This is a genomic window from Paraburkholderia phenazinium (assembly GCF_900100735.1).
GTDB classification, from domain to species: Bacteria; Pseudomonadota; Gammaproteobacteria; order Burkholderiales; family Burkholderiaceae; genus Paraburkholderia; species Paraburkholderia phenazinia.
Map to the genome: position 1 here is coordinate 1 of NZ_FNCJ01000027.1, position 13,143 is coordinate 13,143.

14 protein-coding genes and 1 rRNA gene are annotated in these 13,143 nt (G+C 62.1%); 9 read left to right on the forward strand and 6 right to left on the reverse strand.

Annotation, left to right across the window (positions count from 1 at the left end; all coding sequences use genetic code 11):
- The 4 genes from BLQ92_RS35335 to BLQ92_RS35350 form a co-directional block, all read right to left on the reverse strand.
- Nucleotides 1-66, reverse strand: a 16S ribosomal RNA gene (locus BLQ92_RS35335); the annotation flags it as partial.
- Between the two features lie 467 nt (nucleotides 67-533).
- Nucleotides 534-1,802 (reverse strand): SGNH/GDSL hydrolase family protein, encoded by a 1,269-nt coding sequence (locus tag BLQ92_RS35340; protein ID WP_090694465.1) that lies wholly within the window; start codon nucleotides 1,800-1,802, stop codon nucleotides 534-536.
- A gap of 107 nt (nucleotides 1,803-1,909) precedes the next feature.
- Nucleotides 1,910-3,532, reverse strand: a complete 1,623-nt coding sequence (locus BLQ92_RS35345; protein ID WP_090694468.1) for an NAD(P)/FAD-dependent oxidoreductase — start codon at nucleotides 3,530-3,532, stop codon at nucleotides 1,910-1,912.
- A gap of 143 nt (nucleotides 3,533-3,675) precedes the next feature.
- The gene (locus BLQ92_RS35350) at nucleotides 3,676-3,981 is read right to left on the reverse strand and encodes a DUF2628 domain-containing protein (protein ID WP_090694471.1); all 306 of its coding nucleotides are present in this window, start codon (nucleotides 3,979-3,981) and stop codon (nucleotides 3,676-3,678) included.
- A 171-nt stretch (nucleotides 3,982-4,152) separates the two neighbouring features.
- On the opposite strand from BLQ92_RS35350, the gene paaA reads away from it, so the two are divergent.
- The 8 genes from paaA to BLQ92_RS35390 all read left to right on the forward strand — a co-directional run bounded on the left by paaA (nucleotide 4,153) and on the right by BLQ92_RS35390 (nucleotide 10,539).
- On the forward strand, nucleotides 4,153-5,151 hold the full coding sequence (gene paaA, locus BLQ92_RS35355; RefSeq protein WP_090694474.1) for a 1,2-phenylacetyl-CoA epoxidase subunit PaaA: 999 nt from the start codon (nucleotides 4,153-4,155) through the stop codon (nucleotides 5,149-5,151).
- Between the two features lie 111 nt (nucleotides 5,152-5,262).
- Nucleotides 5,263-5,559, forward strand: coding sequence for a 1,2-phenylacetyl-CoA epoxidase subunit PaaB (paaB, locus tag BLQ92_RS35360; RefSeq protein WP_425194980.1), 297 nt, complete (start codon nucleotides 5,263-5,265; stop codon nucleotides 5,557-5,559).
- A gap of 7 nt (nucleotides 5,560-5,566) precedes the next feature.
- Nucleotides 5,567-6,370: a 1,2-phenylacetyl-CoA epoxidase subunit PaaC gene (gene paaC, locus BLQ92_RS35365; protein ID WP_090694476.1), complete on the forward strand. Its 804-nt coding sequence runs from the start codon at nucleotides 5,567-5,569 to the stop codon at nucleotides 6,368-6,370.
- A 20-nt stretch (nucleotides 6,371-6,390) separates the two neighbouring features.
- Complete coding sequence (gene paaD, locus BLQ92_RS35370) at nucleotides 6,391-6,933, forward strand: 1,2-phenylacetyl-CoA epoxidase subunit PaaD (RefSeq protein ID WP_090694480.1); 543 nt, start codon at nucleotides 6,391-6,393, stop codon at nucleotides 6,931-6,933.
- A 1-nt stretch (nucleotide 6,934) separates the two neighbouring features.
- Nucleotides 6,935-8,023: a 1,2-phenylacetyl-CoA epoxidase subunit PaaE gene (gene paaE / locus BLQ92_RS35375; protein ID WP_090694483.1), complete on the forward strand. Its 1,089-nt coding sequence runs from the start codon at nucleotides 6,935-6,937 to the stop codon at nucleotides 8,021-8,023.
- A gap of 148 nt (nucleotides 8,024-8,171) precedes the next feature.
- Nucleotides 8,172-8,999, forward strand: a complete 828-nt coding sequence (locus BLQ92_RS35380) for a DUF1835 domain-containing protein (RefSeq protein WP_090694486.1) — start codon at nucleotides 8,172-8,174, stop codon at nucleotides 8,997-8,999.
- A gap of 14 nt (nucleotides 9,000-9,013) precedes the next feature.
- Nucleotides 9,014-9,619 carry a TetR/AcrR family transcriptional regulator gene (locus BLQ92_RS35385; protein ID WP_090694490.1) on the forward strand — a complete coding sequence of 202 codons (606 nt, stop codon included), beginning with the start codon at nucleotides 9,014-9,016 and terminating at the stop codon, nucleotides 9,617-9,619.
- A 251-nt stretch (nucleotides 9,620-9,870) separates the two neighbouring features.
- On the forward strand, nucleotides 9,871-10,539 hold the full coding sequence (locus tag BLQ92_RS35390; protein WP_090694494.1) for a GNAT family N-acetyltransferase: 669 nt from the start codon (nucleotides 9,871-9,873) through the stop codon (nucleotides 10,537-10,539).
- A gap of 161 nt (nucleotides 10,540-10,700) precedes the next feature.
- On the opposite strand, the gene BLQ92_RS35395 is transcribed toward BLQ92_RS35390, so the two are convergent.
- A complete protein-coding gene (locus tag BLQ92_RS35395) occupies nucleotides 10,701-11,219 on the reverse strand; it encodes an Lrp/AsnC family transcriptional regulator (protein WP_090694498.1) in 519 nt (172 codons plus the stop codon).
- 148 nt (nucleotides 11,220-11,367) lie between these two features.
- Here BLQ92_RS35395 and hppD point away from each other — a divergent pair, with 148 nt between their 5' ends.
- A complete protein-coding gene (hppD, locus tag BLQ92_RS35400) occupies nucleotides 11,368-12,465 on the forward strand; it encodes a 4-hydroxyphenylpyruvate dioxygenase (RefSeq protein WP_090694503.1) in 1,098 nt (365 codons plus the stop codon).
- Between the two features lie 135 nt (nucleotides 12,466-12,600).
- Here hppD and BLQ92_RS35405 read toward each other — a convergent pair whose 3' ends face one another.
- Nucleotides 12,601-12,795 (reverse strand): hypothetical protein, encoded by a 195-nt coding sequence (locus tag BLQ92_RS35405; RefSeq protein ID WP_090694506.1) that lies wholly within the window; start codon nucleotides 12,793-12,795, stop codon nucleotides 12,601-12,603.
- Nucleotides 12,796-13,143: the final 348 nt, after the last annotated feature.

Here is a 13,143-nt window from a genome sequence, read left to right on the forward strand (position 1 = left end):
TTCGACTTGCATGTGTAAGGCATGCCGCCAGCGTTCAATCTGAGCCAGGATCAAACTCTTCAGTTCAATTCCTGTTACTGTTTTCGGTTGTTTTACCAACCGGTCGCTCACTCAACGTACTGACGAATGATTAACCTGTCCAGAGACAGGAAAACCTTCCTTTCATTACTGTGTGAGACTTGATACTTTCGCTTGTCGGCAAGCTCCGAAGAACCCACCTCGCGTCGCTATCAAGCGCCCACACTTATCGGCTGTTAATTTTTAAAGATCGATTACGCATTCACCACCGAAACCGCACCAACTTCACCTACCCGGCACCGCTTCGTTTTGCGTCGCTGCATCAGCAGCAGAGAAACGAGATTATGAAGAATCTTTTTCGTTTCGTCAACAACATTTTTTCGCTTTCGCTTAAAACCTTGTTGACGCTACGGCCGCTGGTTTCGGCAGCGGCGCTCGTTCGCAAACGAGGAGGCGAATAGTAGGCGAACCGCGGCCGTATGACAAGGGTTTGACGGAAATGTTTTTTTGGCGAGTCACTTCCGAGTCGAATTTGCTACCGCATCAAGCGGAATCGCCTCAGCCATTGCGGCATAGCCTGCGTCGCTCGGATGGATATGATCGCCGCTGTCGTACCCGCGCTGCAGGCGCGCGGGCTGAGCCGGATCCCGCAGGGCCGCGTCGAAATCCACCACGGCGTCGAACGCGCCAGCCATCCTGATCCATTGATTCACTGCCGATCGGATGCTTTCGCGCTGCGGCGGCAACGAAGCCGGGGTGAGCGTCGCACCGAACACGCGCACGCCATGCCGGTGAGCCTCGGCGATCACCCGCTTGTAGCCTGCGATCAGGTCGGCTGCGCTCACCGTTGTGTGCGGATAATCGCAATCCAGCCCAGCGCGCGGCGGCATCGAAGAGAAATTGATGTCATTGATGCCGATCAGCAGGATCGCTGTCTTCACGCCCGGGCGCTCCAGCACGTCCCGGCCGAAACGCTTCGCGAGCGCATCGCCATAGCAAGGGGAATCGCTAAGCAAGCGATTGCCACTTATCCCCAGATTGACGACAGCGGTAGAGCGGTCCCCCGAGCGGGCAAGGCGGCGTGCGAAAGCGTCTGGCCAACGGTGATTCTCGTTCAAGCTCGAGCGCATGCCATCGGTGATCGAGTCGCCAATCGCGGCAATCGCAGCAGCGGACGGAGCCTCTACCGACAACCCCGTCACCCAGGCGAACTGGGTAAAACGCTGTGCAAATGCGCCGCCCATCGCGTCATCCGCATGATTGCCGGGGAGTGAGACATAGTTGACCTGATTCGACACGCGGTGCCACGCCACCAAACGCTGGTCTGCCCCCATGTAGGAACTGATCGCATACGGGGCGCCAGCGACAATATCGAACTCAACCGCGTCGCTATCCAGTTCGCCGCCGGGCGGCACGATCACCGACACCTTGCCGCCGAACGTCACCTTAGCCCCACCGTTCGCTTGCGCAGCCGCGCCACCCGCCGAACGTGCAATCCGCAATTCCTGGATCACCAGCGGCGTCTTGCCATATTCATTACTAAGGTGAATCCGGACAGTGCTGCCGGAAAGAGTGGGATAGACGATCTGCCGGACCGTGCGTCCAGCTACCTCAGGTGCACGGTAAAGCGGCGGCAGGTTAGCCTGCTGGGGAATGGACTGAAGCGCGGTCGCCCAGGTCGCAACCCAGTGCGTGGGCGTATCGGCGGCAAGCGCCGCCGGCGTGACGGCAAATTGGGCAAGCAGAGCGGCGCCGCACGCGGCGGCCAGAGTACGGAGGGTCATTCGGGGAGTAGGCAAAAGGCAAAGCGCCCATTGTGCCCGATCGATCGGGACCGGTGGCGGGCGTAAGGCGCCCATCGCGACCAACCCCTCCCCCGCCAGACTACACCCTACTGAGCGCTTGCCGCCGTAAGATTCAGCGCCAGGGCTTGCGCCACCTCAATCCCGTCGATCGCGGCAGAATAAATCCCGCCGGCATAGCCCGCGCCTTCACCGGCCGGGTAAAGGCCCTGCACGTTCATGCTCTGGTAATCGTCTTTGCGGCGGATCCGGATCGGCGACGAGGTGCGCGTCTCCACCCCCGTCAACACCGCGTCATCCATCGCGAAACCCGCGATCTTGCGGTCGAGTTGCGGAAGCGCCTCGCGAATCGCTTCGATCACATAGTCGGGCAGCGCCGCACTGAGATCGGTGGGATGCACGCCCGGTTTATACGAGGGCACGACCGAACCGAGCGAGGTGGACGGCCGGCCGGCGATGAAGTCGCCCACCCGCTGCCCCGGCGCGCAGTAATTGCTGCCGCCCAGTTCGAACGCGCGCTCTTCCCATTTGCGCTGGAAGGCGATGCCGGCAAGCGGCCCGCCGGGGTAATCCTCCGGCGTGATCCCGACCACGATGCCCGCATTGGCGTTGCGCTCGGCGCGCGAGTACTGGCTCATGCCATTGGTCACCACGCGGCCCGGCTCGGAGGTCGCCGCCACCACGGTTCCGCCTGGGCACATGCAGAAGCTATAAACCGCCCGCCCGTTGCTACAGTGATGCACCACCTTATAGTCGGCGGCGCCCAGTTGCTTATGCCCTGCGAACTTGCCAAAGCGGCTGCGATCGATCAGGCCTTGCGGGTGTTCGATGCGAAAGCCGAGCGAAAACGGCTTCGCTTCTATATAGACACCGCGCTTGTGCAGCATTTCGAAGGTATCGCGCGCGCTGTGGCCGACCGCCAGCACCACGTGCTCGCACGGCAGCGTCTCGCCAGTGGACAACTGGAGCGCACGCACCTTGCCGTTCTCGATCTCGATGTCCTCGACGCGCGTCTCGAAGCGCACTTCGCCGCCAAGCTCGTGAATGGTGGCACGCATCTTCTCCACCATGCTCACCAGGCGGAACGTGCCGATATGCGGCCGGCTCAGGTAAAGAATGTCTTCCGGCGCGCCCGCCTTGACAAACTCGTCAAGCACCTTGCGGCCATAGTGATGCGGATCCTTGATCTGGCTGTACAGCTTGCCGTCGGAGAATGTTCCGGCCCCGCCTTCGCCGAACTGTACGTTGGATTCGGGATTGAGCACCGACTTACGCCACAGGCCGAAGGTGTCCTTGGTGCGCTCGCGCACGGCCTTGCCGCGTTCCAGAATAATGGGGCGGAAACCCATCTGCGCGAGGATCAGCCCCGCGAACAAGCCACATGGGCCCATGCCGATCACAACCGGGCGCGGTCCTGTCGGGTGCTTGGGCGCCTTGGCGACAAAGCGATACTCCATGTCCGGCGTCACGCTGCAGTGCGGCACGCTGCCGAGGCGCTTCGAAACCGTCGCTTCGTCCTTCACCTCGACATCGACGATATAGGTCAGCTTGATATCGGCGCGCTTGCGCGCATCGTGCGCGCGGCGGAACACGGTGTAACGGACGAGCCCGTCAGCCGCCACCCCGAGCTCGGCGAGGCGCGCGAGAACCGCGGCATCGAGAGCGCTTTCAGGGTGATCGAGCGGGAGTTTGATTTCGCTTAAACGTAACATGGAGACCGGGGATGCAGGAGGCGCAAAATCGCAGCCAATCCGCGATTTTATAGGTTCTGCCGCGGGCCAGGGCAGCAACGTCTGAGATTGGCAGCCTTGCAGCCGCCATTTCGCGGCCAGACAACACTATCAGGCAGCCCTTTTCAGGGGCGCGGCGCAATCACGTAGCCCTTGCGCTCCAGGTCGCGGCGATACCACTGGTTCGCTTTCATGCCGCAGTAAACCGCGAACGCGATACTAAGCACCAGGCTGATCACATCGGCCGTCATCCCGGCGAAGCCAATCAGACCAATCGCCAGATCCGCCGACAGCATGAACAGCGCAACCAGCCACATTCGCTTCATCAGCGCCCAGATAAAGCCCAGCAGAAAAGCAGCCCAACTGAAACCGGTGCTCACCTCGACCGTTTCTCCTCGCGCCGGATGCTGCAAATAGATCCGCTCCGTCATTTCTCTCCGCCCTCGCGTCTAAGTCAACCCGGCGCGCGCCGCGCCGACCTCCACCGTACCCTATTTGCGCCGTCCGAACCTACCTTAAGCCACTCTCAAAAAAATCATTAACCGACCGGTCGGTTGGTTTATACTGCCGAACACAGACAACTTCGGACGAGAGCGTTCGCCATGTACACGCAATCCCTCGACATTCCCGGCAACGTTGCGCCACTGGACGCGGCCGGCGGCTCGCCTGAGCAGGCGCGTTTCGACGCAGTCATGGACGCAGACGGCAAAATCGAGCCGCAGGACTGGATGCCCGACGCCTACCGCAAGACGCTGGTGCGGCAGATCTCGCAGCACGCGCACTCGGAAATCGTCGGCATGCTGCCCGAAGGCAACTGGATCACCCGCGCCCCAAGCCTGAAGCGCAAGGCCATTCTGCTGGCCAAGGTCCAGGATGAAGCGGGCCACGGCCTCTATCTATATAGCGCAGCAGAAACGCTCGCGGTGTCGCGCGATCAACTGATCGACGCCCTGCACGCCGGCAAAGCCAAATATTCGAGCATTTTCAATTATCCGACGCCCACGTGGGCGGATGTCGGCGTGATCGGCTGGCTGGTCGACGGCGCCGCGATCATGAACCAGATCCCGCTGTGCCGCTGCACCTATGGCCCGTACGCCCGGGCAATGATCCGCATCTGCAAGGAAGAGTCGTTCCACCAGCGCCAGGGTTTCGACGCGCTGCTGTCGATGATGAACGGCACCGAAGCGCAGCGCGAGATGGTCCAGCAGGCGGTGAACCGCTGGTGGTGGCCGGTGTTGATGATGTTCGGCCCGAGCGACAAGGATTCGATCCACAGCAATCAGTCGTCAAAATGGGGCATCAAGCGCATCTCCAACGATGACCTGCGCCAGAAGTTCGTCGACGCTACGGTCGACCAGGCCAAGCTCCTCGGCGTGACGCTGCCGGATGCGGACCTGAAATGGAACGAAGCGCGCGGTCACTACGACTACGGCGACATCGACTGGGAAGAGTTCTGGCGCGTCGTCAACGGCGACGGCCCGTGCAACCGCGAGCGTCTTGCCACCCGGGTGAAGGCGCATAACGACGGCGCCTGGGTACGCGAGGCCGCGCTCGCCCACGCGGAAAAGCAGCGCCAGCGCGCACAACAGCACGCCGCGTAAGCCCGGCGACGATCAGCTCAATGCGGGCAGTACCCGGTAGCAGTTGGCAAAAGCCGGCCCCACTGGGCAACCGCAGAGAAACAAGCAGCGAAGGATTCAGGAGATTCGAGAATGGACAAGCCGATGAACAAAGAATGGCCGATCTGGGAAGTATTCGTGCGCAGCAAGCAGGGGCTCGACCATAAGCACTGCGGCAGCCTGCACGCGGCCGACGCGCCGATGGCCCTGCGCATGGCGCGCGACGTGTACACGCGCCGCCAGGAAGGCGTGAGCATCTGGGTGGTGCCGTCCTCGGCGATCACCGCGTCCGACCCGCAGGACAAGGCGGAGCTGTTTGAACCGGCCGGCGACAAGATTTACCGCCATCCGACGTTCTACACGCTCCCCGACGAAGTCAACCACATGTAAGCGCGTCATGGACATCACGCCCCAACACCTTTCCTACGTGCTGCGCCTCGCGGACACCGCCCTGATCCTCGGTCAGCGCAATGCCGAGTGGTGCGGTCACGGCCCGATCCTCGAAGAGGACATCGCGCTCGCCAACATGAGCCTCGACCTGATCGGCCAGGCGCGCCTCCTGTACACGCACGCCGCGACGCTCGAGCACGCGCTCACCGGCGCCAGCAAGAGCGAGGACGACTACGCATACTTTCGCACCGAGCGCGAGTTCGCCAACTACACGCTCGCGGAACTGCCGCATTACGGACCGTTAGCGGGCACTGCCCATGCCGATAAGGACTACGCGGTCACGATCGTGCGCAATTTCCTGTATTCGACGCTGATGGCACATCTGTGGACAGCGCTCAGCGCCTCGACCGACGCGCAACTCGCAGCAATTGCCGCGAAGTCGATCAAGGAGACGCGCTACCACGTGCATCACGCCGGCGAATGGCTAATCCGCCTTGGCGACGGCACGGAAGAATCGCATCGCCGCGCGCAAGACGCGCTCGACTATCTGATGCCGTACACGCGCGAGTTCTTCAGCGTCGACGCGGTTGAAGAAGCCATTGCAGCAGCCGGCATCGGCCCGCTGACGGCCGATCTGCAGGCCGCCTGGGAGGAAGACGTGCGCGCCGCGCTAAGCGAAGCCACGCTCACCCCGCCCGAACCGGTGAAGCACATCACGACCGGCAAGCATGGCGAGCACTCCGAACACATGGGCTACGTGCTGGCTGAGATGCAGAGCCTCGCGCGGCAACATCCCGGCGCAAGCTGGTAAGCCCCGCACGGAGCAAGACGATGACCTCGACCGCAAACCTCGCCGACACGCTGGACCCTGTGCTGGAGCGCGCATGGACTGTGCTCGAAACGGTGCCCGACCCGGAGATTCCGGTGGTGTCGATTCGCGAACTCGGCATTCTGCGCGACGTGCGCCGTGCTGCTGACGGCGTGCTCGAGGTCGTCATCACGCCGACCTACTCCGGCTGCCCGGCCATGTCGCAAATCGCCGAAGACGTGGCCCACGCGCTGGAAGTCGCCAAGCTCACGCCGTACCGTGTCGCCACCGTGCTCGCGCCCGCCTGGACCACCGACTGGATGACCGCCGAGGCGCGCGACAAGCTGCGCGCCTACGGCATCGCCCCGCCAACCGGCAATTGCGCGAGCGAGGCGCCCGGCGAGAAAGTGATCCGCTTCGTCCCCAAGGCGCTGCCCGCGCCAACCTGTCCGCGCTGCGGCTCCGCTCACACGGAACGTCTCGCGCAGTTCGGCTCGACCGCCTGCAAGGCGCTGTACCGCTGCATCGATTGCCGCGAACCCTTCGACTATTTCAAACCATACTGATATGGCCACCCCGCAATTTCATCCCCTGCGTATCCGCGAAGTCCGGCCCGAGACCGCCGACGCGGTCTCGGTCGCCTTCGAAGTGCCTGTCGAACTGCGCGAGCTTTATCGCTTCACGCAAGGCCAGTTCGTCACGCTGAAGACGCACATCGACGGCGAGGAGACGCGACGTTCGTACTCGATCTGCGTCGGCGTCACCGATTACGACCGCGACGGCGAACTGCGCATCGGCATCAAGCGCGTGCGGGGCGGCCGCTTTTCGAACTTCGCCTTCGACACCCTGCAACCCGGTCATACGATCGACGTGATGACGCCCGATGGCCGTTTTTTCACGCACCTGAACGCGGAACAGGGCCAGCAATACCTTGCCTTTTCCGGCGGCTCGGGCATCACGCCGGTGCTCGCGATCATCAAGACCACGCTCGAAGTCGAGCCGCGCAGCACGTTTACGCTGGTCTACGGCAACCGTAGCGTCGACCAGATCATGTTCGCCGAAGAACTGGAAGACCTGAAGAACCGCTTCATGAACCGGTTCGTTCTGTACCACGTGCTCTCGGACGATCTGCAGGATGTGGAGTTGTTCAACGGCGTGCTGGATCAGCAAAAGTGCGCGGACTTCATCGAGAACCTGGTGCCGGCCGAGGCTATCGACGAAGCCTTCATCTGCGGTCCCGCACCAATGATGGACGCCGCCGAGGCCGCGCTAAAGGCGGCGGGCCTCACGCAGGACAAGATTCACGTCGAACGCTTCGGCTCACCGTTGCCGCAGGCCGGGGTTCCGCCGGTCGAGATCACAGAAAATACCCCGGCGGCGGACCTCGAGATCGTGCTCGACGGCAAGAAGCGCAAGCTGCGCCTGCCCTACCAGGGCGTGAGCGTGCTCGATGTCGGCCTGAAGGCCGGGCTCGCGCTGCCGTACGCGTGCAAGGGCGGCGTGTGCTGCACCTGCCGTGCCAAAGTGCTCGAGGGCGAAGTGCGGATGGAGAAGAACTACACGCTGGAAGAGCACGAAATCCGCGACGGTTTCGTTCTGACCTGCCAGTGCCATCCGGTCAGCGACCGGGTAGTGGTCAGCTACGACGAACGCTAGCCGCCTACGCGCAATCATCTTCGAAGATGCGCACCTGAGCGCTTTCAGCTCACCCGCGATCCGCTTACACTAGGGGCCGCTCGCGATCGGGATCCGGTTCCGGTCGTCGGGCGGCCCTTTTTGTGATTGATTTGCCTGCGAACTGCTGATGAGCACGATCCACCTGACTAACGGCGATGTCGCCGCCGACTCCCTGCGAACCGCCCTGCAAAGCGCCGGACGTGACGAGCGCGTGCAAGCGCTGCGCGACGACCTTGCAGTCGGCCCGCTGCGCGGCGTCGACGATACGCCCGAGGTGCGCGCCGAGTTCTGGCAACGCGTGATGGACGGCGCCCAACGCGAAGGCGCCCCCCGCAATTTCCTGCGCGAATTCGGTGAAGAAGCGGCGGCGCTGGAGCAGATTGCAGCCGACACCACCCAGGTTGTCCTGTGGCACGGTGAAAGCGCGTCCGACCAGTTGACGCTGCGCCGGGCCTGCTACCACCTGCGCAACAGCCCGCAGCGCCTGAACGAAGTCCGCCTGTCGATCCGCGACCTCACCGATCCCGGCGCCTTTGCTCACAGCCGGGCAGACCAGGCCACCTCCGTCGGCATGTTCGCGCCCGAAGTCCTGCAAGCGCGGCTGCCGGACGTCGCGCCCATCTCGGTGCTACGCATCAGCCGGCTCGCGCTCGAATGGCAGGAAGTCAAACAGGCAAACGGCGAAACCCGCCGCTGGCGTGACAACACCTTCACGAGCGGCGCTTTCGGCGATCTGGATGCGCTGATCCTCGAACAGGCGGGCGACGCCTGGCAGCCCGCCTCCCGCATCGGCGCTCAGCTGATGAGCACCGAACTCGGCTTCCTGGTCAGCGACAGCATCGTGCTCTGGCGTTTCCGCGAACTCGCCGCGAGTGGACGCGTAAGCCTGCGCGGCGACGCCTCCGGATGGCGCGCGCTGGAACTGCGCGCAGCCCTTTCCACCTGCCCTAGCTAAACCTCCGAAACAACATGGCCCGCACCCGAGCCCCCGACCACGAAACCCAGCGCGACCAGATCCTCGAACTGGCCGCCGCCAAGTTCGCGCAGACGAGCTATCCGAGCACCTCGATGGCCGATCTGGCCGCCGCCAGCGGCACCTCGAAGGCGCGCCTCTACCACTACTACGAGAGCAAGGAAGCGATCCTGTTTGACCTGCTCGACCGCTACACCAAGCGGCTAATGCTGATCATCGCGGAAGTAGAAGGCTCGAGCCAACGGCGCGGGCTGACCGAACGCGAGACCTTTGCCGAGCTGATCCGCGCGTTCCTCTCCGAATACGAAAACTCGCACAGCCGGCACGTCGCGCTGCTAAACGACGTGAAATACCTTGTCGACACGCAGCGCGAGATCATCCTGAACCGTCAGCGCGACGTGGTCGCGGCATTCGCACGCCAGTTGACGCGCGCCTATCCCGAGCGCGCCACCCGCGAAAATCAGACCGCGCTGACGATGATGGTGTTCGGCATGATCAACTGGACGTTCACATGGCTGAAACCCGGCGGCAAGATGGGCTATCGGGAATTTGCCGAACAGGTGGTCGAGATGGTCGACCATGGACTTAGGGCGGCTGAATAGCGCTTTTGGGGCACCCGGATATTGCAGAGCAACATTCATCAGACGAAATAGTTGCCACTCAACCACAACGCCCGATGCCGCTTATGCAAAGCAAATACTTACTTATAATCAAATAGATAAAAATAGGTTCGCAACAAAATAGAACAGACCGTCGAATCGACATACGGGTTTTCCCTAGTTATGGGATGGCGTTTCGGCTAAAATCGGTTCTGCGGTGCACCATGCCGCCCGATGAATAGGAGAACCCAACCATGACCACGCCCACTACTCGCGCCGCTGAGCCGATCGTCGCACCGGATCGCCTGATGCCGGCTGGCGGTCGCGCGCATGCTCTGGTGCGGGAACTCACCGCTGTCGACCGCGAACGCCTGCTCACCCACTTTCTCGCGCTGGGTGAAGACGACCGCCTGCTGCGTTTCGGCCAGATCGTGCCGAACCATGTGATCGAGAACTACGTCCGCTCTATCGACTTCACGCGTGACACCGTATTCGGCGTCTTCGACAACCAGTTGCAACTGGTTGGCGTGGGCCACCTGGCCTACCTCCCCGCTGAAGGCGACAAGCGCACCGCCGAGTTCGGCGTGTCGGTGCTGGAGAGCGTGCGCGGCCAGGGTATCGGCAGCAAGCTGTTCGAGCGCGCCGCGATTCGCAGCCGCAACACGCATGTGACGATGCTCTACATGCACTGCCTGTCGCGCAACTCCACGATGATGCACATCGCGAAGAAGGCGGGCATGAAGATCGAGTACGCGTATGGTGAGGCCGACGCCTATCTGACACTGCCGCCTGCCGACCAGTCGAGCATCATTGCCGAAATGCTGCAGGAGCAAGCCGCCGTGTTCGACTATGCGTTGAAGCGTCAGGCGCGTCAGGCTTCGAAGATGTTCGAATCGTTCCTGCCAGCAGCCGTCGCAGCCTGAATGGCTTGAGCGGCGCCCTCAAGGGACAAGCAAAAGGGCGGCTCAGCCGCCCTTTTGCTATTGTGCCGCCAGGTTTGCTGCTTGCGAGTCACTTGTCATTGCCGAACCGCCTCGGCCGGCAAGGGTCCCCGTTGATCCACTGCCATCACCGCATTCCCCGCTCACAAGATAGGCAGCGCAGTCGTCTCCTTGACCGTCACGAGCGAAAAGCTCGTCTTCACGTCGATCACCGAGGGATGGTGCAGCAGATGATCCTGCACAAAGCGCGAAAAGTGCGCCATGTCCTCCACCTGCACACGCAGCAGGTAATCCATGTCCCCCGTCATCGCGTGGCAGGCCACCACCTCCGGCCAGGTCTGCACCGCGGCGCGGAACAGATCCGCGTGTGTCGTGCCTGCGCGTACCGGGGTGCCGTCGCCGCGTGGGCCGATTGCCGGTCCGCCGCGCTTCTCCAGCCGCACATTCACATACGCGAGCAGATCGAGGCCGAGCCGCTGTGCGTCGAGCAACGCGACATAGCCACGGATCACACCGCTCTCCTCCAGCCGGCGAATCCGCCGCAAACACGGGCTTGGCGACAGGTTCACGCGCTCCGCAATCTCCTGATTCGACAGCCTGCCGTTCTCCTGCAGAATGGTGAGAATCCGCCGGTCGATCGCATCCATCTCGATATTGGCCATTTTCTGCCGCCTCAGTCGTTATTTGAGCTATGAAATAGCGCCAGCGTAATCAAGCATGATTAAGTTCGCAAGTTTTCTCCGCCGGCGGGCCTTTACACTGGCGACATTCCATTGCGCAGTCCGCGCCCCCCCACATAAGGAGACAGGCATGCAGGTTCAAACCTGGGATAACCCCGTCGGCACTGACGGCTTCGAGTTCATCGAATACACCGCGCCGGATCCCAAGGCACTCGGCAAGCTGTTCGAACAGATGGGCTTCACCGCGATTGCTCGCCATCGTCACAAGGACGTGACGCTGTATCGCCAGGGCGAGATCAACTTCATCGTCAATGGCGAACCGGACTCGTTCGCGCAACGCTTTGCGCGCCTGCACGGCCCGTCGATCTGCGCCATTGCTTTCCGCGTGCAAGACGCAGCCAAGGCTTACAAGCAGGCACTTGAAAAAGGCGCGTGGGGCTTCGACAACAAGACCGGCCCGATGGAGCTGAACATTCCGGCGATCAAGGGCATCGGCGATTCGCTGATCTACTTCGTGGACCGCTGGCGCGGCAAGAACGGCGCGGAGCCGAACAGCATTGGCGACATCGGCATCTATGACGTCGACTTCGTGCCGATTCCCGGCGCCAACCCGAACCCGGTCGGCCACGGCCTCACCTATATCGACCACCTGACACACAACGTCCACCGTGGCCGCATGCAGGAATGGGCGGAGTTCTACGAGCGTCTGTTCAACTTCCGTGAAGTGCGCTACTTCGACATTGAAGGCAAGGTGACGGGCGTGAAGTCGAAGGCGATGACCTCGCCGTGCGGCAAGATCCGTATTCCGATCAACGAAGAAGGTTCGGAGACCTCCGGCCAGATCCAGGAATACCTCGACGCGTACCATGGCGAAGGCATCCAGCATATCGCGCTCGGCAGCAACGACATCTATGGCACGGTCGACGGCCTGCGCGCATCGAACATTGCGCTGCTCGACACGATCGACACCTACTACGAGCTGGTCAATCGCCGCGTGCCGAACCACGGCGAACCGCTCGAGGAACTGCGCAAGCGCAAGATCCTGATCGACGGCGCGCCCGAGGATCTGTTGCTGCAGATTTTCACCGAGAACCAGATTGGCCCGATCTTCTTCGAGATCATTCAGCGCAAGGGCAATCAGGGCTTTGGCGAAGGCAACTTCAAGGCGCTGTTCGAATCGATCGAGCTGGATCAGATTCGCCGCGGCGTGGTGCAGGACAAGGCGTAACGCCACTGCGGCGTAACCGCACCGCAGCATAAGAAAAGGGCGGGGATCGCAAGATCCCCGCCCTTTGTTGTTTCAGCCGCCGCCTGGCTTCAGGCGCCGGCAAAAATCAGATCGACGAATCGCCCGGGCGACTCATCAGGAAAGCCGCTCTTCCTCGTCGGCTTCGCTCGAGGGCGCGACGCGCTCTGCAGCGATGCGTGCCGGCGCGACTTTCGCCGTAAGAGCGACCGCGTTGGCGAGCGTACTCGCACTGCCCGAGCGCACCGGTCCGCTCATCGCAAAGAATGCGGCCGAGACCATCAGGAAGGTCTGGATATTTCTAGTGTTCATGCGTACTCCTTTTCTGACTGCCTGTTTGTCATGAAGCTCCACCAACCGCGGAGCGTTGCGCAGACACGTGCACAGGTGGGTGGTTAGACAGGCTTTTCAAGAGCGGTTCCGCAACTTTGAAGCTTTTACAGCTTGTTACATGATGCCGTGAAAATACTTCAATTGAGCGTTCTTCTGTCATCAGCGTGTCGCTGGCCGTCCGCGATGCGGGCGGCACGAGAGCATTTTTGATGCCATGCGGCGGGTTTCTCCCAGTGCTACCATCCTTTAAAACAAGTCAAGATGTCGACCCCGGCCGGAGCATTCACAAGATGTCGAGGCCAACAAGCTTTGGCGATCCCAAACAGG

Excerpts from the sequence above, each read along its gene's own strand:
- BLQ92_RS35340 (WP_090694465.1), bottom strand. The coding sequence starts at position 1,802 with ATGACCCTCCGTACTCTGGCCGCCGCGTGCGGCGCCGCTCTGCTTGCC.
- BLQ92_RS35345 (WP_090694468.1), bottom strand. The coding sequence starts at position 3,532 with ATGTTACGTTTAAGCGAAATCAAACTCCCGCTCGATCACCCTGAAAGC.
- BLQ92_RS35350 (WP_090694471.1), bottom strand. The coding sequence starts at position 3,981 with ATGACGGAGCGGATCTATTTGCAGCATCCGGCGCGAGGAGAAACGGTC.
- paaA (WP_090694474.1), top strand. The coding sequence starts at position 4,153 with ATGTACACGCAATCCCTCGACATTCCCGGCAACGTTGCGCCACTGGAC.
- paaB (WP_425194980.1), top strand. The coding sequence starts at position 5,263 with ATGGACAAGCCGATGAACAAAGAATGGCCGATCTGGGAAGTATTCGTG.
- paaC (WP_090694476.1), top strand. The coding sequence starts at position 5,567 with ATGGACATCACGCCCCAACACCTTTCCTACGTGCTGCGCCTCGCGGAC.
- paaD (WP_090694480.1), top strand. The coding sequence starts at position 6,391 with ATGACCTCGACCGCAAACCTCGCCGACACGCTGGACCCTGTGCTGGAG.
- paaE (WP_090694483.1), top strand. The coding sequence starts at position 6,935 with ATGGCCACCCCGCAATTTCATCCCCTGCGTATCCGCGAAGTCCGGCCC.
- BLQ92_RS35380 (WP_090694486.1), top strand. The coding sequence starts at position 8,172 with ATGAGCACGATCCACCTGACTAACGGCGATGTCGCCGCCGACTCCCTG.
- BLQ92_RS35385 (WP_090694490.1), top strand. The coding sequence starts at position 9,014 with ATGGCCCGCACCCGAGCCCCCGACCACGAAACCCAGCGCGACCAGATC.
- BLQ92_RS35390 (WP_090694494.1), top strand. The coding sequence starts at position 9,871 with ATGACCACGCCCACTACTCGCGCCGCTGAGCCGATCGTCGCACCGGAT.
- BLQ92_RS35395 (WP_090694498.1), bottom strand. The coding sequence starts at position 11,219 with ATGGCCAATATCGAGATGGATGCGATCGACCGGCGGATTCTCACCATT.
- hppD (WP_090694503.1), top strand. The coding sequence starts at position 11,368 with ATGCAGGTTCAAACCTGGGATAACCCCGTCGGCACTGACGGCTTCGAG.
- BLQ92_RS35405 (WP_090694506.1), bottom strand. The coding sequence starts at position 12,795 with ATGAACACTAGAAATATCCAGACCTTCCTGATGGTCTCGGCCGCATTC.